The sequence below is a fragment of the Clostridium collagenovorans DSM 3089 genome (assembly GCF_900130005.1).
GTDB classification, from domain to species: domain Bacteria; phylum Bacillota; class Clostridia; order Clostridiales; family Clostridiaceae; genus Clostridium_D; species Clostridium_D collagenovorans.
Genome location: NZ_FQXP01000012.1, coordinates 47,549 through 74,023, shown reverse-complemented (window position 1 = coordinate 74,023; position 26,475 = coordinate 47,549). Strand labels below are relative to the sequence as shown.

General features: G+C 29.4%; 17 protein-coding genes and 1 tRNA gene. 9 read left to right on the top strand and 9 right to left on the bottom strand.

Annotation, left to right across the window (positions count from 1 at the left end; translation table 11 throughout):
- Positions 1-503: 503 nt before the first annotated feature.
- Positions 504-1,031, bottom strand: coding sequence for a zinc ribbon domain-containing protein (locus tag BUA48_RS13400; protein ID WP_072832573.1), 528 nt, complete (start codon positions 1,029-1,031; stop codon positions 504-506).
- Between the two features lie 631 nt (positions 1,032-1,662).
- Here BUA48_RS13400 and murI point away from each other — a divergent pair.
- From murI to BUA48_RS13365, 7 genes are all read left to right on the top strand, one after another.
- Complete coding sequence (murI, locus tag BUA48_RS13395) at positions 1,663-2,439, top strand: glutamate racemase (RefSeq protein WP_072832572.1); 777 nt, start codon at positions 1,663-1,665, stop codon at positions 2,437-2,439.
- Positions 2,440-3,265: 826 nt separating this feature from the next.
- Positions 3,266-3,718 (top strand): hypothetical protein, encoded by a 453-nt coding sequence (locus BUA48_RS13390; RefSeq protein ID WP_072832571.1) that lies wholly within the window; start codon positions 3,266-3,268, stop codon positions 3,716-3,718.
- A 117-nt stretch (positions 3,719-3,835) separates the two neighbouring features.
- Positions 3,836-4,354, top strand: a complete 519-nt coding sequence (locus BUA48_RS13385; protein WP_072832570.1) for a peptidylprolyl isomerase — start codon at positions 3,836-3,838, stop codon at positions 4,352-4,354.
- A gap of 101 nt (positions 4,355-4,455) precedes the next feature.
- Positions 4,456-4,839 carry a DUF3783 domain-containing protein gene (locus BUA48_RS13380; protein WP_072832569.1) on the top strand — a complete coding sequence of 128 codons (384 nt, stop codon included), beginning with the start codon at positions 4,456-4,458 and terminating at the stop codon, positions 4,837-4,839.
- Positions 4,840-5,129: 290 nt separating this feature from the next.
- The gene (locus tag BUA48_RS13375; RefSeq protein ID WP_072832568.1) at positions 5,130-5,798 is read left to right on the top strand and encodes a S24 family peptidase; all 669 of its coding nucleotides are present in this window, start codon (positions 5,130-5,132) and stop codon (positions 5,796-5,798) included.
- Positions 5,799-6,244: 446 nt separating this feature from the next.
- Positions 6,245-9,976, top strand: coding sequence for a S8 family peptidase (locus BUA48_RS13370; protein WP_084666355.1), 3,732 nt, complete (start codon positions 6,245-6,247; stop codon positions 9,974-9,976).
- Between the two features lie 329 nt (positions 9,977-10,305).
- Positions 10,306-11,649: a peptidoglycan-binding protein gene (locus BUA48_RS13365; RefSeq protein WP_072832567.1), complete on the top strand. Its 1,344-nt coding sequence runs from the start codon at positions 10,306-10,308 to the stop codon at positions 11,647-11,649.
- A gap of 396 nt (positions 11,650-12,045) precedes the next feature.
- On the opposite strand, the gene BUA48_RS13360 is transcribed toward BUA48_RS13365, so the two are convergent.
- Both BUA48_RS13360 and BUA48_RS13355 read right to left on the bottom strand, forming a co-directional pair.
- Entirely contained in the window at positions 12,046-12,987 is a 942-nt protein-coding gene (locus BUA48_RS13360) for a radical SAM protein (protein WP_072832566.1), read from the bottom strand.
- A 931-nt stretch (positions 12,988-13,918) separates the two neighbouring features.
- The gene (locus BUA48_RS13355) at positions 13,919-14,974 is read right to left on the bottom strand and encodes a YkvI family membrane protein (protein ID WP_072832620.1); all 1,056 of its coding nucleotides are present in this window, start codon (positions 14,972-14,974) and stop codon (positions 13,919-13,921) included.
- 246 nt (positions 14,975-15,220) lie between these two features.
- On the opposite strand from BUA48_RS13355, the gene mnmL reads away from it, so the two are divergent.
- Positions 15,221-16,153, top strand: coding sequence for a tRNA modification radical SAM protein MnmL/YtqA (mnmL, locus tag BUA48_RS13350; RefSeq protein ID WP_072832565.1), 933 nt, complete (start codon positions 15,221-15,223; stop codon positions 16,151-16,153).
- Positions 16,154-16,427: 274 nt separating this feature from the next.
- Positions 16,428-17,144 (top strand): 2-phosphosulfolactate phosphatase family protein, encoded by a 717-nt coding sequence (locus BUA48_RS13345; RefSeq protein WP_072832564.1) that lies wholly within the window; start codon positions 16,428-16,430, stop codon positions 17,142-17,144.
- Positions 17,145-17,255: 111 nt separating this feature from the next.
- On the opposite strand, the gene BUA48_RS13340 is transcribed toward BUA48_RS13345, so the two are convergent.
- From BUA48_RS13340 to BUA48_RS13315, 6 genes are all read right to left on the bottom strand, one after another.
- On the bottom strand, positions 17,256-19,058 hold the full coding sequence (locus BUA48_RS13340; protein WP_072832563.1) for an immunoglobulin-like domain-containing protein: 1,803 nt from the start codon (positions 19,056-19,058) through the stop codon (positions 17,256-17,258).
- A 676-nt stretch (positions 19,059-19,734) separates the two neighbouring features.
- Entirely contained in the window at positions 19,735-20,409 is a 675-nt protein-coding gene (locus BUA48_RS13335) for an HAD family hydrolase (protein ID WP_072832562.1), read from the bottom strand.
- Positions 20,410-20,439: 30 nt separating this feature from the next.
- The gene (yfcE, locus tag BUA48_RS13330; protein ID WP_072832561.1) at positions 20,440-20,985 is read right to left on the bottom strand and encodes a phosphodiesterase; all 546 of its coding nucleotides are present in this window, start codon (positions 20,983-20,985) and stop codon (positions 20,440-20,442) included.
- A gap of 275 nt (positions 20,986-21,260) precedes the next feature.
- On the bottom strand, positions 21,261-22,607 hold the full coding sequence (locus BUA48_RS13325) for a [Fe-Fe] hydrogenase large subunit C-terminal domain-containing protein (protein WP_072832560.1): 1,347 nt from the start codon (positions 22,605-22,607) through the stop codon (positions 21,261-21,263).
- A gap of 435 nt (positions 22,608-23,042) precedes the next feature.
- Positions 23,043-23,118, bottom strand: a tRNA-Pro gene (locus tag BUA48_RS13320).
- 417 nt (positions 23,119-23,535) lie between these two features.
- Positions 23,536-25,983, bottom strand: a complete 2,448-nt coding sequence (locus BUA48_RS13315; protein ID WP_072832559.1) for a MucBP domain-containing protein — start codon at positions 25,981-25,983, stop codon at positions 23,536-23,538.
- Positions 25,984-26,475 lie beyond the last annotated feature (492 nt).

Sequence of the window (26,475 nt, the reverse complement as noted above, 5' to 3'; positions counted from 1 at the left end):
ATGAATAAAACAAGAAAAAAATCAATAATATATATTATTATTATACAATTTATTGGATCAGTAATAGGGATATATATTTCACAAAAGTTTAATTATGGAGTTAATATTTTTAACGATTATGAACTTTTTTTTACAAAAGTAAAGTTAGATATATTACCCAATCTAGTGGTTAACATACCAATTACATTCGTTTTGTTGTTTATACTTGGATATTTTAGAGAAAAATAAATATAAAGAAAAATGATAGTATGAACCTATAGGATAAACATGATAATGAAGTTTATTCTATAGGTTTTTGAGTTAAGAATATAAAAGATTATATATTAATATGGGAAATGATACTTAGATTAAAAATAATTACAAAATATATACTAAGGGTCTTGAATGAAGGTAATATACAATCATATAGATTAACAATAGTTTATATCACATAGTAAGTGAAAATTAAAAAGAGCTATGTTCATAATAAGATTAATTCTTATGAACATAGCTAGTTTAAGGTATTATTTATCTTCGCTTTTATTGTCAGCATTATTTTCTTCTAAACAAGTAGGACATTCTTCACTTTCTTTTTCTTCACATTTAGGATCTTCTGTACAAGTTTCTGTTGGAGCTTCGTAAACTTCTTGCTTTGCACCACAGTTAGGACAGAAAACATGAGTGTTATCTAAGTATTCACCACATTGAGAGCATTGTTTTTTGTTCTTAAGTTTTAATATTTGTTGATTTATTTCATCTAGTTCATTTTTAAGGTCAGCAACTTGAGAAGCGTATTCTACTAAATCAGGATCAATATAAATATTAGATTCAAATTTAAGTGTTACAACTTCACCGATTTTTTCAAGTGTTGAAGATAACTCATTGTTTTTAGATGCTACTAAAGCATTTAACTTAGAGATTTCAACTATATTTTCAGATTTTTTTACAACGTTATTAGCACTTTCTTTTGTAGCTTTTAATACAGTGTCTACAGTTTCTTTAACTGAATTTGAAAGAGCTTCTAAAGTATCTATAAGATTTTTGTTATTCATGGAATTTCTCCTCCTTCTAATACTATCTTATTAATTATTATAATATAGAAAAATTTTTTTATAATGTACAATGTGTAAACTTATATAAAATTAAATGTAATTAAAATATGATTATGCTATATTGAAAATGGTTATGATATGGTATATAACTATTATATGGTTTTAAGGAGGATTTAATTTCTAATATTTAAAATAATCTTTCCTTCCATATATCTGTAATACCTTTGAATTATAGTATATATTTCAATTAAGTTTATACAGTTAGAGTTATAGATAGACTTATTTAATATAAAAAGCTAATACTTAATGTTGAGAAGCTTTTTATATTAAAGTTATATGCTTCCATAGATAATTTTAAGTGTAATTTATATCTATGTTTCATTATTATATGAATAAAAATATAGATATAAACCTACAAAATAGTTTCAAAGTTACATAGCTTAAATATCTTGTACTAAATAAACTTAATGATAATTTTAGATATAAGTTAAAATTTCATGATATAGTTTTAATAGTGAAGATTATATAATACATTTTTAAATTTATAAAAGTAAATAAAAACACACGTGGTATAATATTATTAAGTTTAAAGTAATATTATTACTTTAGTAAGTAATATGGTGGTGAAAGTATGGAAAAAAATCAAAAACCTATAGGATTTTTTGATTCAGGTGTAGGCGGTATAAGTGTATTGAGAGAGGCTGTTAGATTAATGCCTAAAGAAAGTTATGTGTATTTTGGGGATTCTAAAAATGCACCTTATGGTACTAAGACTGTAGAAGAGGTTCAAGAACTAAGTTTTAAAGCTACAGAATTTTTATTATCAAAGGGAGTAAAAGCTTTGGTTGTAGCATGTAATACGGCTACTAGTGCAGCTATTATAAAGCTTAGAGATAAGTATAAGGATATTCCTATTATAGGTATAGAACCTGCTTTAAAACCAGCTGTTGAGCTTAATAGACCGGGTAAGATATTAATAATGGCTACCCCTATGACCTTAGCAGAAAAAAAATTCAATAACCTGATGAAGAAATACGGCAATAATTCAGGACAAATAAGACCACTTCCATGTCCAGGTTTAGTTGAACTTATAGAAGATGGAGTTATAAGTGGAAGAAGACTTGAGGATTATTTAAGAAATAGAGTAGCATTTTATATGCAAGAAGATATAGCGGCAGTTGTTTTAGGATGTACACATTTTCCTTTTATAAAGGGAACTTTGAGTGGAATAATAGGTAAGGATATTCCTATTATAGATGGTAGTGTAGGGACTGTTAATCAATTAAAGAGGTTGCTTGAAGATGAGAATTTACTTAACTTATCAAAGGAAGATGGTAGCGTCACTATATATAATTCATTAAATAATGATAAGATAAATGCTTTGGGATATGAGCTGCTTAAGAAGTAGATAAAGAGTATTTTTAATAAGAGTTATAAAAAAGCAACAGAGATATGAGTTGCTTAAAAAGTAAATGAAGAGTGTTTTTAATAAGAGTTATGAAAAAGCAAAAGGGATATGGGTTGCTTAAAAAGTAAATGAAGTATTAGTTTATATATTTTGCTTTAATTTACGGTACAGTTGTATTGTAGAGAAAAGCACTTTAAGAAGCTTTAGTGTAATAGATAAACAATGTAGTTGTCTATGCTAATTCTAAATTAGTGAAGCAATGTAATTGAGAACTCTATGTACAACTAAAGCTTCTTAATTTTTTGTGTTTAGGTTGTAAGTAATCTTATGAAGAAAAAGTTAAAATTAATTATTAATATATATCTTGCGTTAAATAAACTTTATTTATATTTTATAGGATAAAAAATTTTAATATATAATAAATTACGATTATGTAGATTTAATATTACAAAGTATATATATTCTAGTAAAGAATCTTGATTTTATTTATATGTAAAACTGAATATAGAATAAATATAAAGATTATACAAATGTAGAACATTAATTAGAGATTATATGTTTGTACTTGAAATTATATTAAATTACTAATTAGGCTAATTACATATATAACTTTTAAAGCACATTAACATTTTGACATGAATATAATGTAGAAGTTTCATATTTATTACATTAATTTATGTGGAATGAGGAGTTATATTTCAAGGTGTATCAAGAAGTTTTAGTTTGCAATAAAGATTTACTAATGCAAGCAATTCCAATAAGACCTATTAAAAAAGACGGAAACTAATCAACACTTGCAAATCATAAGAAATAAGGTGAGAAAACAATGAAGGTATTTTTATTAGATAAGGAATTAAACAATGAGAAAAGTAATGAATTTTATTTAAGTAAGGCTCTTATAGATAGCAATAAGGCTGTTAAATATGTTTCTATTAACAATCCAAGTGATAGCAATAAAATATATATAATAAGTTCATTAGGTATAGTCTGTGATAATGGAACTGAAAACGCTACAATAGCTATATGTGATGAAAATATTGGAGAAAACCTAAAATTAAGTGAAAAGGAAATTAACTTTGGATATGGTACAAAGAAGCCAAAGGTAAACCATAAGGAGCTTATTGTATATAATGTGGAAGCAACTGACAAAGAAATTATAAAATTTTTAAATGATAAGAATATAATGATACTTCCAGGTGGTAGTGTTATTATTAATTTTGCCCAAAATGTAAAGGTTTTAGAAGTGAATTTGAATATTAAGAAGGAAGTCATTAAATAATTTCTTTGAAAGAAGAATTTTCTTAGAGAAGGAATATTTTATCATAATAGTTTTATGGTAATTATGGTATAATATATTGTGAATTAAGAAAATTTTTCTAAGAGGAGAGGACTTCAAATGACAAATCCAATAGTTACAATAAAAATGGAAAATGGTAAGGTTATGAAGGCTGAGCTATACCCAGAAATAGCTCCTAATACAGTTAAAAACTTTATAAGCTTAATTAATAAAGGATACTATGATGGACTAATATTCCACAGAGTAATTCCTGGTTTCATGATTCAAGGTGGATGCCCAGAAAAAACTGGTACTGGCGGACCTGGATACTGCATAAAGGGAGAATTCTCAAGCAATGGTTTTAAAAATGATTTAAAACATACTGCTGGTGTTCTTTCTATGGCTAGAACTTATGTACCAGATTCAGCAGGAAGTCAATTCTTCGTTATGACTTCAGATGCTCCACACTTAGACGGTCAATATGCTGCTTTCGGTAAATTAACTGAAGGTTTAGATGTTGCTCAAGAAATAGTTAACTCTAAGAGAGATAGAGCTGATAGACCTCACGAAGATCAAGTTATGGAATCCGTAACTGTAGATACTTTTGGTGTTGAATATGGTGAGCCAGAAACTAAGTAATTAGTGTAAAACAATAATTTATGACCACTTATTTAACTTTTAGGAGTTAAGTGAGTGGTTATTGATTATACATAGGGTATAAGAAAAGGAGCGTGAGAATTATGGGAAAGAAAGCTGTATATGTTTATGGATTTGATATGCCTAGTTGTTTTAGATTAAGAAGTCTTTGTGCTTTAAATAAGGTTTCCTTATGTAAAATCATAGAAAACAATATGGTGGATTTAACTGTTGGTGAAATAATTGATGGCACAACTCCTGAAGTTACTGAGAAGGAAAAATTAAATTGTGATCCCATAATATTATTTCATGGATTTATGCAAGCAGAACTTCAGAAGATGGTTAAGGATATAAGAAAATATCCTGAGCTAAAAGATGCTATTTTAGCTGGAGTAACTCCGACATCTATAAATTGGAAGTTTGATTACTTAGCAGAACATTTAATGCAGGAGAAAGCTAGTTTTAAGAATTTACAAAATAAAAATTAATAATTGAAGCTATATTCAAGCTTTAGTTGATTTTTTATATTTGAGTTTATTTAGTTTTTAAATTAAGGTTAAATATAAGGGTGTTAGTAAGTTTTTAAGATCTATAGATAGAGTTTTTAAGAATAATTAAGTACAAATATTATGAGGATATTTCTATAAATATTATTCAATAGATTAGATTTAGCAGTGAAATATATAATACATGGTTATATGTATAGAGGATTAATTAAAATTTATATAGTAATAAATATATTAAAAAGTATTGTTATGATAGCAGAGGTGGCTTTGAAATGAGTAGAATAGGAGAAAAAATAGCTCAAGTTAGAACTAAAAAGGGATTGACTCAAAAGGCATTGGGTAAAAAATTAGGAGTTTCAGAAAGTTTTATTAAGGATGTTGAACTTGGTAGAAAGGTAATTAATGAATCAATCATGGAGAAGGTTTCTAAGATTTTAGGTGAAGAAATCAATGATATCTCTATGAATTTTGAAGATGTGGCAGAAGCAGAGGATAGAGTAGAGGTTAAGCCTAAATTCAAAACTCTTGAAAAGATTGATAATCAATGGAGTGATGCTTTCAGCTCAGTTTTAAGAAGTGTACCTGTATATGGATATGACTTAAATAAAGCTATTGATAAAAAGCAGTTACCTGTTGTATCTAATAGAATAAATGGGTACGCTCCAGATAAGGTTATATTCTTGAAAGTAGAGAATGATGATATGCTTAGCTTTAGAATTGCTAAGGATGACCTTGCTTTTGCAAATTTAACAGGAGAAATTGAAAACAATTCTATTTGTCTTGTAGAGTATAATGGAGAAAGATGCTTAAGACAAGTTAAACGACTAGACTCAGATAAGATTTTATTAATTTCTAATAAGAATGCTTTGAGAGCAGATACAATAAGTAAAAGAGAATTAAAAGTAATAGCGAAATTAAATTACGTTGAATTACAATTATAAATTATACAGATATAATTATAGTTATATTTGTAGGCTAAATTGGCATATTAACTATTTCTGGTTAAATATTTGGAGCATAACTTATATTTAACATGGAGATTGGGAATATGCCATATTTATTTTTTGAAGAAAACTCATTTATTAAAGAGAGAATAGTTAAGGAGTAATTGTCAACGGTGAAAAGATTTGAAGAGCGGAGAAAGATAAGTAAAAGTGAGTAGTGAAAAGAGATTTGAAGCAGAAATAAAAAGTAAGGGTGAAGAATGACTTAAAGTATTATAGAAGAACTAAGAAGTAAAGAGCAGTTTATAAGGATATATAGAAGAGCTAAAGTCTAAGGAAGAAGATAAGAGGTTAATTTTGGATAAAATATAGGGATAAGTGTGAAACAATGTATAGGGTAAAACATATTATATAAATAATAGTATTTTATGGAGTGAAGCTTTATGGAAAAGGCTAATGCATTAACAAATTTAATAACCAAGGTTCCTAGAGAAGTTAGGGTTAAGGTAGCTGAATATTTTAATGAGCCGCAGAATGAAAAGGAGTTTTTGGAGTTAGCGGTTCTTATAAGTGGTGACATAAACATAGTAAAAGAGAAAATAACTGCCTTAGAGGGAAGTATTGTAGATTTAGGATTTAACTTTGCGGTAATTAGCATAAGAGGTGAAAATTTAGATAAGGCATTACAGATTCCAGAGATAAGATATTTTGAATTACCTAAACCTATGTATGCGAGTTCCTTAGCCAGTAATAAGTCCTCTTGTATAACCAGGGTATGGGAGTCATATAACTTAACGGGTAAAGGGGTCATAGTTGGATTTATCGATTCTGGAATTGACTATATGCACCCAGCCTTTAGAAATGAGGATGGAACTACAAGGATAAAATATATATATGATATACAAAGTGATATGGTTTACACTGAGGAGGATATAAATAATGCTATTAAAGCACCTAATCCACTTAGTATAGTTAATCAAGTTGATACCTCTGGACATGGAACTCATGTTGCTGGTATAGCATGTGGAGGGGGGAAAATAAATAAAGATTATTACGGAGTAGCTTATGAAAGTTCTATTATTATGGTTAAGATGACTAGAACTAAACAAGCTAATTTTGCACAAAGTACTCAATTGATGAAGGGGGTAAAGTTTTTAATAGATAAGAGTAAAGAATTGAAAGCTCCACTTGTTATTAATCTTAGCTTTAGCACTAATGATGGAGCACATGATGGAGAGAGTCTTTTAGAATTATATATAAAAACTGTATCAGAACTTGAAAGACTTAACTTTGTAATAGCAGCAGGAAATGAGGGGGAAAGTGGGCATCATGTTGGTGGTATAATTCAACCACAGCAAAGCATAGGATTTAATATGGGTCCAGATGAAAGGATAATAGTTCTACAATTATATAAGAACTTCTTATCTGAATTAAGTATAGAAATTAAGGACTCAAGTGGAAGAAGTAGTGGTATTGTTCCACTTAATAAAAGTTATATATCTAGCAATATAGGCTTAGACTCCTATTATATATATAACTCAGGGCCACAACCATTTAATTTAAATGGAGAAACTGTTATCACACTTATTCCCTTAAGAACAACATTGACTCCAGGGGTTTGGACAATAAATTTATACTCTAATAGTAATCTTAAAAATCAAGAGTACAATATATGGCTTCCGATTTCAGAGGGGTTAAGCCCGAGTACTAAATTTTTATCTCCAAATCCATACAATACTTTGGGGATACCTGGAACTGTGATGACTGCAATAACAGTGGGAAGCTACAATGCAGTTACAAATAACTTGTCAGCTTTTTCAGGGAGAGGACCTAGATCATTTCAAAGTATAAAGCCAGACCTTGTGGCTCCTGGTGAGAATATAGAGTCAGCATCACCTAATAGGAGTTTTACCACTATGTCAGGTACATCCATGGCTACTCCTATGGTTGCAGGTGCTTCTGCATTACTTATGGAGTGGGGAATAGTAAAGGGCAATGATGTATATATGTATGGTGATAGGGTTAAATACTTTTTAATAAAAGGAGCAGTTAGAAATAGAACAGATATAAGTTATCCCGACCCAAGTTGGGGATATGGAACTTTATGTTTATCTAATTCCATGGAGGCATGGATAAATGAGGGTATGGTAAGGAGTAGACATAATATGAGAAATATAAGACTAGAAGAAAATTTTGTTATACCCAGTATAGAAATAAAGAAAAAAATCAAAAGCAATGGAGAGAAAGAAAGAGGATGTGGTTGCAAAGAAAAATTAGGACAGGAAGAGTATGGGAATGATTATGAAAATCCTAGAGTGAGTCAGGGAGGTGAGGAGTTTTGTAAGAAAGGATTTTATGATCCTAATTATGAAAGTATAATCATTTTATATGAAGGTGATATTAAAGAAACCTTAAAAAAGATAGAGTATGCTTGTGCTACGGTATTAGATGATAATTATGCGTTGTTAGTTGTTGAAAGCTCAAAAAAGAATGAGGTTATAAAAAGTATTCCGCAGATAACTTATGTGGATAAGGGAACATTGTATACTCTTAATTCTGTATCACCCTTAGAAACAGCTAATATTGAAAAGTTTCATGATGCTCCATATTTAAATTTAAGAGGAAATGGTGTATTAATAGGAATAATAGATACAGGTATAGATTATTTAAATAAAGAGTTTATGTATGAAGATGACACAACTAGAATTGCAGCTATATGGGATCAGACAATACAAGAGGGTCCAGGACCAGAAAAGATAGGATTAGGTACCGAATATAAAAGAGAGCAAATTAATGCAGCTATTACAGCTCATAAGGAAGGTAAGGATCCATACCAAATTGTAAAGAGTAAGGATGAAATAGGACATGGGACTAAAGTAGCAGGAATAGCTGGAGCGAGAGATGGTTCTATTGGAGCAGCGCCAGATTGTGAACTTGTCATGGTGAAGTTAAAACCAGCGGAGAAGGTGTTCTTAGATGAAATAGGAATAAATGCACCTAATACTCCTGTTTATGATGGTTCGAATTTAATATTAGGAATCAATTATTTATATAATTTTTATAAAAAAGAAAAAAAACCAATGGTTATTTTAATTCCCTTAGGAGGTAATTTTGGCGCTCATGATGGATCAACTTTATTAGAAAGATTTATAGATGATATATCAAGGTCTAGAGGAGTTGTCGTAGTCACAGGTACTGGTAATGAGGGTGATGTAGGTATTCATGCGGAAGGAAAACTTAATAATAATGGGGAAATTCAAACTGTGGAGCTTAAGGTTGATGATAATGAGGAAAATTTGATTGTAAGTATATGGGGCAGAATGCCGGATAAAATAGCTGTTGGAATAGTATCACCTAGTGGGGAGGCAATTGATAGAGTTCCACCTAAGTTAGGTTTTTTATACGATTTCAACTTAGTTTTTGAAAGAAGCAAGGTGTTTATAAATTACTTTTTACCTGAGGAGTTAACTGGAGATGAACTTATAACTATTTTAATTAAAAATATTAAGGGTGGAATATGGCAGATAAAGCTCTATGGAGATTATATTGTAAATGGTAAATATGATATGTGGATTCCATCAAGTCAGCTTATCAAGTCAGGCACAAAGTTCTTAAATGCATCACCATATACAACATTAACAACTCCTGGAACATCCAGGACAGCAATAGTAACTTCTGCATATGATCAGAATAATAGTACTATACTTGGCTATTCTGGAAGAGGATATACTAGAGATGGAAGGGTAAAGCCTGATGTAACTACAGGAGGAATAAATGTTAGAACTACAATGGTAGGTGGTGGAGAAAGTGTAGTATCAGGAAGTAGTGCTGCAAGTGCTGTATTAGCTGGAGCTGTTGCGCTTATTTTGGAATGGGGTATAGTTCAAAAAAATGATACAAATATGTACTCTAATAAGGTTAAAGCTTTGTTAATAAGGGGAACAAAAAAAAGGGATGGAGATATATACCCAAATACTCAATGGGGATATGGAATGCTAGATTTGGAAGGGTTATTTAAGGCGTTTAGAGGTTATGAAGAGGATATGGACTCTTATATAAGGTTATTTAAAGATGATAATATAGTTGAAGTTGATGATATAATTGAGAGTAAAAATATTAAGGGAAAGGTTTTGGTTAGAATACCGGAGGAAATATTAATAAGTTTAAATAAGTAAAGAATATCGCATTAAGAAAAAGTGCTAAAATACAATAGCCTTAGAATTATAAGGTTATTATGTTTTATGTAGATTACTTAGTGCGATATTATTTTGTATGATTATAAATTATTGATAATGGTTAATCAAAATAAAAACATTTATATCAGTATGAAAATTGAGGTAAGATTTTTAGCAATCTACTTATAATCCAACTTTTAAAACAAATAAGAAGTATTTAAGAAGCATAATTTAAGGCACTATACTTTTAAATAAATACCATAATTTGTATCAAATGCACTTTAAAAATCATAGTATAATAAGGAATCAAGTTTAAAAGGAGTTTTAATATGGCTGATACTGGTACTTTGAAAGTACAGCTTTACAATGAAGGCTCTTATGTTCCAATTGAAGGTGCCAAGGTTACTGTAACTTCTAAATCAGAACCTGGTGCTCAAAGAATAGAAACCAAAGAAACTTCAAATGCAAATGGAGAGACTTCAATTATAGAATTACCTACACCACCCTTAGATAATTCTATAAAACCAGGTAGCATGGATCCCTATAGCTTATACAATATTAGGGTTGAAGCAGAAGGATTTGAGCCACTGATTATAGATGGTGCTCAATTGTTCCCAGATACCTTAGCAATACAACCATGCAATATGGTGCCTAAGAAGAGTTTAAGAAAAGATACAAGACAAGATGAAATCATAGTGGTGAATTCCAATACATTATTAGGTGAATATCCTAGAAAAATACCTGAGGATCCAGATAAGGCACTTCCACCTCCACCATCAGGAAGTGTGGTATTACCTAAACCTGTAATACCTGAGTTTGTGGTAGTTCATGCAGGGTTACCTAATAATAATAATGCTCCAAACTATACAGTTAGATTTAAAGACTATGTAAAGAATGTTGCCTCTTGTGAGATATATGCAACATGGAGTGAAAATGCTATAAGAGCTAATATCTATTGCATTTTATCCTTTACTTTAAATAGGATTTATACTGAATGGTATAGAGGAAAGGGCAAAAACTTTGATATAACTAACTCAACTGCATACGACCATGCTTTCACTTATGGAAGAAACATTTTTGATAGCATAAGTGTTGTAGTAGATGATATTTTCTCTAGTTATATTAAGAGATGGAATAAAAAGCAACCTTTATTAGCACAATATTGTGATGGTAGACAGGTGCAATGTCCTGGTTGGCTAACTCAATGGGGAAGTCAAGAATTAGGACAAAATGGGTTGCCTCCTTATGAAATCTTAACTAGTTTCTATGGAAATGATATAGAACTTGTAAGAGCAGAAGAAGTTAAGGGAATTCCTAAATCTTATCCAGGATACTCCTTAGAGTTAGGTTATTCTGGAGAGCCTGTTAGGGTTGTACAACAATATTTAAACAGGATAGGAGATAACTATCCAGCTATTAAAAAGGTTAAAGTAGATGGAGTTTATGGACCAGCTACTCAAGAATCAGTTAAGAAGTTCCAAGAGGTATTTAATTTACCTCAAACAGGAATAGTTGATTATGCTACATGGTATGCTATTTCTGATATATACGTTGGAGTAACTAAGATTGCTGAACTAAGGTCAAGTGTAGGTATGGCCACATTTACACCTCATGTACCTTATACAGGAATAAATGATATTCCAACTGTAGAATACCCTATAGATTTGTTTTAATATAAATAAAAGTTAGTAGAGAATAGAAAAAAAGATAAATAGCCCTCTAGTTTCAGTTTTAAAGATAAAAGATAAATAGTAGCAATGAAATAGATAGCCTCAATAATTAAAGATAAGTAAAAGAGAATAGGGAAAAGATAGATAGTTCTCAAGTCTCAATTTTAAAGATAAAAGATAAATAGCCTCGATAAAATAAATGGTCTTAATATGTAATGAAAAGATAAGATAAGTAATGCTATAAAGTATAGATACTTAAACGAAGGAAATAAAGTGGTGAATTTAAAGTTTATGAAAGTGAGTTCAAAGGATTTATGGTGAGTTTAATATCAGGAGTTTTAAATTTCAAGCTCTGTTGATAATATTAATAACAAAAAGAATAAGTCAAGCCCTATGACTTTATTGGTCATAGGGCTTTTTTTCTACTCCTCTTAAATCAAACTCTGGAACAAAGGCTTCTGTGTTAGTACCAGAATCCTGTATGAAGGCTTTAGTAATTCCAAGGTCTAAACAGTAATCAATTAAACTATCATAGTGTTTAGGATTTAAGGGTTTATTTATAGATGAGTATTCATCACAATTTACAACTTTAAACATAGGTGTATATTGATTCATTAGACTTATATACACATCATCTCCAAAGGTTTTATATATGTAGTCTATAACTTTCTTTGAGTCAAATAATAGACCAGGAAGCATAAGATGACGTATTATTACTCCACTGTCTATTATACCTTTTTCATTAAATTTAACTGGGCCAACCATTGAATACATTTTTTCTATTGCTTTTGATGCTATAGAAAAGTAATTAGGTGCCTTTGAGTATTTTATGGCATACTCATCTTTAAAGTATTTTAAATCTGGTACAAAGACATCAATATATCCTCTAAGTAACTCTAAGGTTTCAAGACTTTCGTAGCCATTACAATTATAAACTACTGGTAGTTGTAATCCTTTAGTTTTACTTAGCTTTAAAGCTTCTATAATCTGAGGGGCGTAGTGTGTAGGAGTTACTAAGTTTATATTATTTGCACCTCTATCTTGCTGTTCTAGGAATATCTCTGAAAGTCTTTCAATGGTTATTTCTGCACCTATACCTTCTTGACTTATATCATGATTTTGGCAGAAAACACAATTAAGATTACAACCAGAGAAAAACACTGTTCCAGAGCCTTCTTCACCAGAGATACAAGGTTCTTCCCAATGATGTAAGGATACTCTAGCAACCTTTACTTTATCCGTAGATTTACAGAAACCTATTTTGTTTTCTACTCTATTGGATTTACATTTCCTGGGACATGTAGTACAACTTTTTAGTAATTCTAAAACTTCATTATTCATAGTTTATATTCAGTGAGGGGTATACTGTTACTAGTAATCTCACCAAAATCTCCTTTCGTAAGTTATATTAATATAGGTTTTATAAACTGAATCTTACTTTCAATTATAATTATTTTGTAAGAGTTTTATCATTCAAATCATAAAATAGTCAATGAGACTTTCTTATATGCTTCCAGACTATAATACATTATCAACTTTTAGTTTTTAGTAAGTTCTTTAATTATATATGTTGTAATTAATATCCTACATATATAGTTCTATTTTATTTAGTGAATAACTAAAGTGAAGTCTATTTAAATTATAAATCTATTTATTATTTTGAACAATTATAATATAAAATAAATAGTGCAAAGAGGATGTAGTATAAAACTATAGATGTAAGAGGAATATTAAACTTAGTATAAATGTGTATCTAGAAAAAGTAACTTTAATATACATGGCTAAGAGCAAGGATCAGTCTATCTATGTTTTATAAGTTAACTAATTGTAAGAATACGATTATGTTATTTACAGGTTTAAAAACTGAAATAAAAGGTAAGTGAGATATAAGATTATGAGCATACTATTAAGTTATTTAGATATGGTCTATTAATGTTATAAATAATAATCTTTGCGATTAAAGATATATAAGAGAAAAGATGAAAGTTAAAGTTACTGAAAGTTATTCAGATTATAGAGAGGAAGTTGTTATAGTTGTGGATAAATAAAGTGTATAATTGTGAATTAATTATAAGATTATTTAAATAACAAAGCTCTATTCTATTTAGATTTAACATTAATTATAGAATAAAGCTAGTTATTAATTAGAACTTATATATCTTCCTTGCAGCAAGTAATTTTGACGTACAATGATAACTTCAAATTTAAAATTTGAATATCAAGTGAAGTTTGATTAATGTAGTTTTAATATTGCAAAGTGTATAAATTTCTACTATCTACGGCCTTTGCAGTTCTTTCTGTAGAACATAACTATTTGTGCTACGAAGATTAAACTTATTACACCGAAACAAGGATAAAGTACACTTATTAATTCTTTAAAGCCTATTTGTGAAATAGGAATTGATAAACAGTAAACTAAGAATATACCCTTTTTATAAGGTATATTGAATTTTTGTTCTATAGTTTTACCTAAGCTGTATATATCTGATACCTCTGTTGAGAACATTTCACACCAGATTATCATAAGTAAAGCTATCTGCACTACACCAATAAATCTTTGAGCTACATATAAAAGTGGTATGTCATATTTGAAGATAAATGGTATGTTTAAACCAAGCATTAAATTAATCATCATACATAGAATGGTAAGTCCTATTGCACCTAAGAATATTCCGCTATTTAAAACTTTGTTATTTTTAATTTCGGAGCTTAAAGGCACTAGAACACCACTACAGCAAAGTATGTTGAAGCCTCCATAAAGTAGCGCAGAAACAAACCATTGTCCAGGGACTATTGTTTGTTTAGTAATTGGCAGAGCTTTTATATTTTCAAGCGTAACCATGTCTTTGCAGAATACTAAATATAATACAAAGATTGTTGTTATAACGGTTATTAATGATGGCACTATAAATGAGTTTATAGTTATAAGTCCGCTACTACCCTTAAGTAAGGTGAATAAAGCAACGGATGTCATTATTATAATTCCGATCCACTTTGGAACTCCAAAGTATTGATGAAGTAAGGCTCCACTTCCAGCTAGTATAATAGCTGATGAGCTTACAAGGAATAAACTCATGAATATAGTTGTTAGTTTACCTAGGGGTCCTGGGCTAACTAACTGTATAAGCCCTGTATAGGACTTAAGGTTATATTTATTACTTATTACTACTATCATAGAACACACTGGTATGTATAATATACAACAAAGAACAATTCCGATAAATCCTTTTGCACCATATGTAGTGAAAAATTGGGTTATTTCTTGTCCTGATGCAAGTCCAGCACCAACTAATGTTCCTATGAATACAGCTGCCAGCTTTAATACCATAGAAAAGTTTTTCTTCAAGTTAAGTTACCTCCTATAAAATTTCTATATAGTAAATACATATTAAGAAAGTTCCTAAATAATGAGTAAACTATAAAAATATTTTTAATTATGATTGTAACTTAATTCTTATACTTCTATAACTAGAGATGAGATTTTGTTCATTGTGGTATAATATTATAGATGTTTAAAGGAGTATAGTGTAGGTAATTAGATATGCACGAGATATTCAAAGGATGGTGAAGAAGTATGACAACAATGTGGGGAGATAAAAGATACCATAGTTTAAATTACTTTTTAAGAAATAAATTTGGAGATAAGGTATTTAAAATATCTTTAGATGCGGGATTTAGTTGTCCTAATAGAGATGGTAAGGTAAGCAAGGGTGGATGTATATTCTGTAGTGAAAGAGGTTCAGGAGATTTTGCAGGAGACAGAAACTTTTCTATAGGAAGTCAATTCTTAGATATTAAGAATATGATGAATAAGAAGTGGAAGGGCGATAAGTATATAGCTTATTTCCAAGCATACACTAATACTTATGCTCCTGTGGAAGTATTAAGAGAAAAGTATGATGAGGCAGTGAAGGAAGAGGGGGTAGTGGCTCTTGCTATTGCTACTAGACCAGACTGTTTAGATGAGGATGTTTTAGATTTACTAGAGGAGTACAGTAAGAAATTATATGTATGGGTAGAGTTAGGACTTCAAACCTCTAATGATACAACAGGTAGACTTATAAATAGAGGCTATGATACGGAAACCTTTACAGAGGCTGTAAAGAATTTAAGAGCTAGAAATATAGATGTAGTAGGACATTGCATATTTGGGCTTCCAGGAGAAGAGAAAAAAGAAATGCTAGACACTATTGATTACTTAGCTCATGTTGGAGCGCAAGGAATTAAGATGCATCTTCTTCATTTAATGGAGGATACTCCAATGGTGAATTTATATAACAGTGGCAAGCTTAAGTTTATGAGCCAAGACGAGTATGTAGACTTAATTTGTGAGGCTGTTACGAGATTACCAGAGGATATGGTTATACATAGACTAACAGGTGATGCACCTAGAAGTTTACTTATAGGCCCTATGTGGAGCCTTAAAAAGTGGGAAGTATTAAATGCTATAGATGATAAAATGAAGAATGAGGATTTATATCAAGGAAAGAACTTTATATCTTTATAAATATTTTATTAAGTAAACTTCATTTAGTTTATAGACTTATATTGGAATGCTAAAAATTATCTAAGATATCATAGGTGATTTTTAATATTACAAAATAGATATTTTAGTAATGATTTTGAGGTATTTAAAGTTGAGTATTATCAAAGAAAAGTAGGAGTTTGAAGAGCTATCTTACGTTTCTTTAATAAAAAAGAATTAAGTTGTAATGTTTGTAAGAAATATAGATAGTTTTCTATTTAATGTTATAATTACATTATACAAGGGGGATTATTATATGAAAATTGATGTTGTTATTTCAGCAGATTATATTATGAGTGACAAGTTAAAAGATAAGACAGTTGTGGTTATTGATATGCTTAGAGCTACTTCGGTTATTGTAACTGCATTTATTAATGGATGTAAGGATGTTATTGCTGTTACTTCTATTGAGGAAGCTAAGGCTATTGGTGAAAGCATGGATAATGATGTTATATTAGGCGGAGAGAGAAATGCTTTAAAGATAGAGGGCTTTAACTGTTCTAATTCTCCTTTAGAGTATACTAAGGATTTAATTAAGGATAAGACTGTTATAATGACTACAAGTAATGGAACGAGGGCTATTAAGGGAAGTACTAATGCTAGTGATATTTTAATAGGGGCTATGATAAATGCAAAGGCTGTAGCAAAGGAACTTATAAAGCTTAACAGAGATGTAATTATTGTTAATGCAGGAACAGCAGGACAATTCTCTATGGATGACTTCATATGTGGAGGATATATAACAGATTGTTTATGTGATACTTTGGGTGAAGATAAGGTTGAGCTTTCAGACATTGCATACACAGCTTTATATTTATATAGAAATAATAAGGATATAAATGAATTCCTTAAGAGTGCAAAGCATTATAAGAGAATGATTGAACTAGGATATAATGATGATTTAGTTTATTGTACTAAAAAGGATATAACAGATATAGTGCCTAGGTATAATAAGGATAGAATAGTTATTTAAAAATTAATAAGTAAAAAGGCTACTATACTGGAGAGAACATTTAGTATAGTAGCCCTTTTAACTATTGGGGATAATATTTATACAATAAATTATTATATAAAGCTTATTAAATTATTCCTTATCTTTCTTAGATGGTTTTCCAGCAACTATAATTCCTAATGAACCTAACATTAATCCAAGATAGCCTAAGGAAGTAGGATCACCAGTAACAGGAGCAGCAGTAGATGTGTTACTCTCAGTAGTGGTATCTTTAGGTGTTGGTGAATTAGTATTAACAACATCTACAGGAGATTGTGTTCTAGTTACTGTTAGGGTAACCTGTTCTACAGTACTAGCACCTTGGCTATCGGTTACCTTATAAACAATCTTGTAAACTCCTTCTTTAGTTGGAATGACTGTATTTTCAATTACTTGTATTTTATCAGTTAAATCTCCATCCTCTTCATCATAAGCACTGACAATTGATAGTGGATCAAAGGTATCCCCTAAAAGTATATGAGTTTGAGTCAGTGTTATAGTAGGTGAAGCATTCTCGTTTTTAGAATCAAGGTTCCCAGAGTTATCATTGGGATCTACTACAGAAACTGGCATATCAGCTACAGCAGCGCCACCATCATTATCTATGATTTGGTAGGTAACATTATAAACCCCTACTTTACTTGTATCAACTGTATTTTCTAATATATCTATTAATTTAGTTATATCACCATCTTCCTTATCCCAAGCTGCTACATAATCCATAGGATTAAAATTTGAACCTAAGGTTATTTCAGGATAAGCAAGGATTAATACAGGATTTGTATTAGGATCGCTCAGTTTATTTGTAACTGTAACAGAAATAGTTTTGGTAGTTGTAGCTCCAGCAGAATCTGTTACACTATATACAACTTTATAAACACCAGATTTAGCTGTGTTAACAGTGGTTTCTAGAACTTCTATTTTATCAGTTAAATCTCCATCCTCTTCATCTATTGCAGTTGCATAGTCTATAGCAAAGAACTTATCAAAAAGGTCAAAGGTTAAATCAGTTGCTATTATAATAGGCTTTACATTTGCTTTGCCTTGTACAGTAACATTTATATCTTTTAAGGTTATATTTCCATCGCTATCAGTTATCTTATAAGATACTTTATAAGTACCTGCTTTAGAAGTATCTACACTATTACTCAATACTTCCAATTTGGTTGTTAATTCTCCATCTTCCTTGTCATAAGCAAAGACAGAGTTCATAGCATCGAATTTGTCATTAAGAGATAAAGAAATATCCTTAGCATCTATGCTTGGTAAAGTATTAGAAGTTGGAGTAGTACCATTTTTGATTATAGTGCTAGCACCGTTTTTGACTTCTATAATTGTTTTATCAGAGGATTTACCATAACTATCCTTTGAATATAATTCAATAGTGAAATCCTTTACTGTACTTTCTACAGAGAATTTAAAATCTATATTTTCATTAATAACTTGCTCTTGGCTTGTACTATTATATGACAAATAAACAGTATTACCTATTCTAGCTTTTCCATCAATACTAAAGCTTCCCTTATAATTATCTAAAGTTGAGTCTTCCTTTACAGATACATTAGTAACATAAGGCTGCTCAGCTAATCTTGAGAGAAGTGCTGTAGAAGCATTGATGTTATTAACTGAATTACTTACATTATCAACAGTTAATTTATCATTAGAGACCTTATTATCTTCAGAATTCGAGTTTATACCAGAAGTATTAGTGACTTCTGATAAATTATTTTTATCACCTTGAATTGCTGAAGAGTTTATTTCAGTGTTTATAGAAGTATTTAACATAGTATTATCATTAGGAATTTCTTGCTCGGCATAAGGTATTAAAGGGCGTAAACTTGAAAGTATCAATGCCGTACTCATCGTTAGTATAAGGGCTCTCTTATTAAACTTCATTTATGTCCTCCTAAAGATTTTAATGAAAAAATATATATAAATTACACCTTGTAACTTTAAGAACGTATACAGGGAGTTGAATTATAACAAAAGGGGTTGCATATAATTTAACTCCCTAAACTATATATTAAACATTTTATAAAGTTATTTTAGGGTAAACTTTATCTAAAATTCTATTTATATAAGTTTCAATTAATAATCCACACTTTAATTTAGAAATGGTTTTATCTAATAATAAGTAGAGATAAGTTTTATAAAGAATTATTAGTGAAATTATATTGTTTTGATTTTCGTAAAGGAAATTTAATATAAAAATCCGCGAAAAATAAGACATCTATCATTTAGAGTAGATATTTATATTAGTAATATGTAGATAATTCTTATTTAGGATTTAAAGAGAATTTCTTAACTGACACGCTTATAAGAAAAGTATTAAATGAAATCTCAGGATAATATTAACATATTAAATATTAAAAGTAAATATATAAATTGAAGATTAAAATTAAATATTAAAAGTGAAAAAAAGAGAGATGATGCATAACGTATAAAAATTGTGTACTTTATGCATCATTCCCTAAAGTTATAAGATAATTTTAAGTTTATATTATGCTTTAACTTATTCAAAAGTTTTTCTTGTAAAATAATAAAATTCAATTCAGCTTAGATAGCGTAGATTCTATACAGCACTACATAATGAATTATTTAAGCTATCATTTAACTCATCATAGCTATTAATATAAAAATGAGCCTCTGATTTTAATTCATCTATAGAGTCATGGGCATGATCGTCTTGCACGCAAGCAACCTTCATATTAGCACATTTTGCTCCCTTAATAGCTGCTAATAAGTCTTCAAATACTATACAGTTATTAGGATGAACATCTAACCTTTGTGATGCTAATAAATAAACATCTGGAAAACACTTTGATCTTTCTACTTCGTTAGTTATTGTAATAGCATCAAATAAGTCATATACTCCATTTGCTTTTAAAACTGACTCTAATAAAACAGTTGTGTTACTAGTAGCTAGTCCTACTTTAATACCTTGCTCTTTTAAATATAATAAAAAGTCCTTTGCACCAGGCTTTAAAGTTATTTGAGAGTACTTTTCCATAGCCATTTTAAGCCAAATAGATTTTATTTCCTCTACTGATTCTTCTAAATTAAAAAGTTTCTTGAAATATATAGCAACAGATTCAAAGCTCATAGCACTTATTTCTTTACCTAACTCTTTAGGCATTTCAAGATTTCTTTCCTTTAAGAATTCTACATCTATGTCATGCCATACTCCCATTGAATCTATTAAAGTTCCGTCTAAATCGAATATAGCAGCTTTTATATTTGTTAACATCTACTCACTCCTTAGTTAATTATCATTATATTACTGAAGGTATAGTTGCTTAAAGATAACCCCATCTAAATCCTTTATCTCAAATAAGTCATTCTCTAATACTCCATAAGAAGGTGGATTGTTTTCCTTAGGTATAGATATTGAGCCAGGGTTTATTAAAAATACCTTCTCTAATTTTTCAGCTACAGGTACATGTGTATGTCCGTGAATGATTACATCGTTTTCGCTTAAGTTAGGAAGATTGTCTTTATTAAATATGTGACCATGAGTTAAAAATAGTCTTTTATTATTATAAAGGATTATTGAATAATCACTCATCATTGGATAATTTATAATCATTTGATCAACTTCACTATCACAATTTCCTCTTACAGCCATGATTTTATCTTTGTATTGATTTAATAATTCACAAACAGCTTTAGGATTATAGTCTTTAGGAAGTGCATTTCTAGGTCCGTGATAAAGGGCATCTCCTAAAATAACTAGATAATCAGCTTTTTCAATATTAAATCTTTCTAAGGCCTTTTCTAAATAGTAAATAGATCCATGAATATCTGATATGAAAAATAATTTCATCTATGGACACTTCCTTTCATTAATATATAATCTTTAATAACACATATATCAGTATAACATATGAGCGCAAAAAAATAAGCCATCAAGGCTTATTTTTTACGTTGGGAAAGTTAGCATAAACTGTGTTATAAATATAAGGTATGGGGTACTCATAACACAACCTATCCTAAGAGTCATATGAAATTACGAATTTAGAAATATAATCTTCAACACAATTTAGTATAGACTTAAGATTTTAAACTAGTGTGTATAATATAAAAAATTTTTGTGAAAACTTAAAACTCTCTGTGGAAAATTTCAGTTTTACTTTCAGAACCAAAGTCTTCTATACATGTAATTCCAAGTCGGTTTAGGAATTCTAGCATACATGAGCTATCAATAGCTACCTTAACCTGTGAGGAGTTAGCAAAGTCATCTACATGCTCTTTTCCCTTATCTGTAGGAATAAGTTTTTTAGGACCGCCAACACAACCACCAACACAGCCCATTCCTTCTATAAAGTTGGCGTTTAAGTTTTTCTCTTGAGCCTTCATAAGGAGTTCTTTACATTCCTTTACTCCATTACCTTGAACAGGCTTTAAGAGTTTAGCTTTTTCAGGGAATAACTTCTTAATAGCGTCTTCGATAGCAATAGATACACCTCCAGTACGGGCATATAATCGCCCACCCTTAGAAGCATACTCTGTAGACTTATCTTCTTCTAGTTTAGAAGGTTCTATATTAAGTACATCAAAGATTTCTTTAAGTTCTTGGAAGGTTAAAACGAAATCTATTGCACCAAGTAAATCTTTTTCTCTTGCTTCAGCTTTCTTAGCTACACAAGGACCTATGAAGACCACCTTACAGTTAGGATTTAGCTCTTTCATTACTCTTCCAGCTGCAATCATAGGGGATACCGATGGAGTAACATGTTTAACCAAATCACCATATACTTTTTTAAGCATACCTACCCACATAGGGCAACAGCAAGAGGTTATCATCAAATCATCCTCAGTTTTTATATGATCATTAAATTCAAAGGCTTCTTTTAAGGTAAGCATATCTGCAAAGAAAGCAACTTCAATCATTTCTGTAAAACCAAGTTTTTTAAAAGCGCTCCTCATTTGATTCATGGATACATCATCACCAAATTGACCTGATATTGCAGGAGCAACAGCTGCGATGACTGTAGCGTTTTTATTTATTAAATCAAAAAGGGGCATGAATTCTACTTTATCCACAAAGTTACCATGAGGACAAGCATCGATACAAATACCACAATCGGCACATTTATCATTGTCTATATAAGTTTCCTTTTCAAGAGCATTATATAGTATAGCATCAAAGGGACAAGAACTTTCACATTTGGTTTTTTTATTGTGAGAAGTACAGGTTGATGTACATGCAGCAATCTTAGAAACTATTTTTGTATTGTTAGAGTAGTTAGCTATAGCATCTAGCAAATCTTCTTTATAATTAGAAGAGATGTCTATTTCAACTCCACAAAGAGAAGCTACAAGTTTTATGAATTCTTCTTCTTTAAGATTACTTTTGCTTTTAATATCATCTAGTTTTTCAAGAAACTCATTATTTTTATAGGCTAATAAGAGTTCTTTAAATAGGTCTTTATATTTGCCATTCATTTTAAGTATCACCTCGTAAGAATATAACATTAAATTTTGGAGTAAATAATTGCAACAAGTCTACTAATAAAAATATAGGTCTACTTATATCTTTACCAAGAAATTTTTGAAATATGACAAAAATCATATATAAGCGCAAATAAAATGAGGTTTATATAAAAATACTAAGATGAAGCTAATAATTATATTTGCAATTCATAAGCTTAAAATCTATTATTATAGCAAAGCCTATGATAATAATAAGTTATAAATATATTAAGAAAAAATATACTGTATTTAAGTATATTTATGCTTACTTTTCATTTTATGAACTAAGATTAAACTACACAAGAAAAGTGTATTTGCGAGTTAAAAGAAATGAGTTATTTGTGATTAGTATTTAGTTAGTATAATGGAATATAAAAATAAAAGAGTCTTGATTTCTCAAGACTCTTTTGGTCGGGGTGACAGGGATTGAACCTGCGACCTCATGGTCCCAAACCACGCGCGCTCCCATCTGCGCTACACCCCGAAGTACAATAATTAGTATATACTAGAATTATTCATATGTCAATAAAGTTTGGTATAAAAATAAAAAATATGAATAAGTAAGATTAGTATTTTAAATTATTGTAGGGAGATAAAAGTATATTTACTAAAGTTCTTTTTTTCTGAAGTCAAGATATCCTAGAAATACAAAGACAATAAAATATAAAAGTCCTACCCCTAAGGTTTCTAAAAAGGCTAGGGAACTATTATCAAGTATTAAGGATAATCTTGAAAGCAATGAATTTTTAAAGTATATTATAACTAATAGTGAAGGATATAAAGAGTATAAGAATGATGAAAAATATGTAAAAAGACTTGTGGAAATTTTGAATTTTCCACAAGCTTTCTCTCTTTAATATGGTGCTAACATATAGAAATGTTAGCTTATAAAATATTAATCTTATTTTTTCTTTTTACTTTTTAGACCAACAAATAAACCTGATAATGTAACCATTAATCCACTAGCTATAGTTGGAATCATAGAATCTTGTCCAGTTTGAGGAAGAGTGCTAGTAGATTTAATTCTATCAGTATGTTTAACATCTATGGTTGTTTTAGCTACAGTATCATTCTTTGCAGAGGATTTATCAGTACCTGAGTTTTCAGTAGTTGGATTTTCTACCTTTGGTTTATCAGTTCCTGAATTTTCAGTAGTTGGGTCATCTATCGTTGGCTTATCAGTGCCTAGATTTTCAGAGACTTTTTTATAAACATAGTTTAGAGTTTTGTCTTCATCACCTATTGTACCTGATAAATCAGGGCTTGTCTTTAACTCATATCCTTCAATATTTTTTGAATTAATATTTAGGCTATATAGATTAAACCAAGAATAACCAATGATATTTTTAGAATCTGATAAATTATTTCCATCCTCGTCAATGTAATTGATAGTTACAGTTTTCTTAACAGGATTGCGGTCTTCTCCTGATTTTGAAGATAATACAGTAACCGTAACAACTGTTTCAGTGTTAAAATTAACTCCATCAGGAGCAACTTGAATAGTGTATGTAATATCACGATTCATATTATTAGGGCAAATAATTTCTAGGTCTTGTTCGACACCATTTCCCTTAATACCAGTACCATCAAAGTTAACCATGATAAAATGATCATGACTATCATAAGCAGGAATGTTATAAACAGGCCACTCAACACCATATTCATCTATAATTTTAACTTTTGTTTTAGTTTTATCTAAATTTGATCCATATAGATGAAGTCTTGTTTTTTTGCTTTCTTGTAAAAGTGGTGTTATGGTATAAGTATTATCAGCATTACCAGTTGTAGCATAAGAGTAAATAGTCATATGACTTAATGTAATGTCATTACTTGTTTTATTTTCGGGTAAAACTGTAAAAACTAACTTCTTAGAATTACTTTCTAAATAGGTTGAACCACTATTAAGAGAAATCATTAATCTATAAGATTGAGATTTATTACTGGTGTTTTCAGGAAGTGAAAACTCGAGTGTTTGTTCTTCACCTGAACCAGTAACCTTAACATTTATATCTGATTCTTCTTTAATAGGATTAGAAATATGAAGTATCTTACCCATAGTTACATCTAATTTATTTGTAGAACTTAATGAATCAGATAAATTTCCCCCTTTTATTTTAACAGAAACTTTTCCACCCTTATTTGATAGTGTAGTTTTATTATCAATAATAGAGTTACTATATATCTTAGGTAGCGAAGAAGTATGATTAGAATCAATAAAACTACTTATTTTTCCTATTAATTTATTATCGGAAGTTTTTAATGCTGAGGGATTTATAAGTATGTGTCCAAATTTACTTATAATTTTTTCATTTAAGGATATAGTTAAAATATTTTTATTAATTAATATAGTATCCTCATCATTTAATTTAATAAGTTCATTGGGATTATCTATATAATCTTTACATATAGAGATTTCATTTTTTAACTTTTCTAAAGATGCCTTGGCATTAAAAATATCTTGTTCAAATTTCATAGTAACAATTTTATGATTTTCATCAAGGGTAACATCTAAAGGCTTTAAATCAATATCAGGTAGTAATTTAGTAGATTTTATTTTAACAGGAACTGAGTTCTTGTACTCTACTGGTGAACCATTATTAAGATTTAACCCTGCTTTAACTATATAATTTAAGTCAAAATCATTGTTGTTTTCAGGAAACTCCAATGTAGCTTCTTGATAAGTATCAGTACCCTTAAATTTAAGGTCATTAGAAAGCTCAGGTCTATAAATTTCTATGCCATTAGAAATTTCAAAAATCTGAAGACTTAAATTTTCAGGTTTTAAATTTTCACCAGTAATTTTCACTGGATTATATTTACCATTACTAGACATAGTAGGTAAGAGAACTTCTAGGTTAGTTATTTGTTGTAAACTTTCAACAGGTTTACTGTCAGGTTTAGTATCTGAATCATTACTCTTACAACCTTTAACAGTTATAGTTTTTTTGTTGCTAAAATTTACACCGCCATCTTCGTTGAAGAGAACAGAGTAGATTTTATCTTCAGTATCGGTATTTTTAGGAAAAGTAAGTTCTAAATTCTGAGAGTTTCCAAAACCAGTTAAAACTAGGGTATTAATGATTTCATTTTGTGAGGCATTATTTAAAAGAATCTTTACTTTAGTAAGATTCTCATCGAGGTTTTCACCTTTAATTTTAAATTTTACAATACCCCCATCATTTTCTAATGTTGGATTTGGATTCTCTATTGAAAAAATCCCAGGTATACCCTTAAAGCTTGCTAATTCTTTAGAGTCATAATTACTATTAAGTGGTTCAGCAAATGTAGTCATGGAATTTCCTACAATTAATACTGAAGCTAACATTAAGGCTAAAGTTTTTCTTTTCAATTTAAATTCCTCCTAAAAAGTTTTTTAATATGAATTAAAATATATTTAATTTAAATAATATTTATTATAGTGAAAATAGCTAAGTATACAGATTAATATTTTGCAATACTTTAAAGTGATAACTTAATTGTATTTTCATGAGAATTATAACAATAGTTAAATAAAAAGTAAACATAGTAAAAAAGTGTAAAAAACAATAAGAAAAGATAAAATGTAACCTCAGGATATGTAAAAAAAGTACAGATGTTGAAATCAAGCCATTTGTATAGAGTGAAAACTAAAGAAATAAATTTTCGATAGAGGAAACTAATAGAATGGCATTTGAGTATTGAATAAAAAAATAAATAATAAATACATTTAAATACATAAAATGTATTTAAATGTAATAAAAATAAAGATAATTGTATTTTACAGTAAATTAAAAAGAAAATAATAAAAAATTTGTATAATAATAAAATAACTATTAGTTATTTATAGAAACAAGGTAAGGTA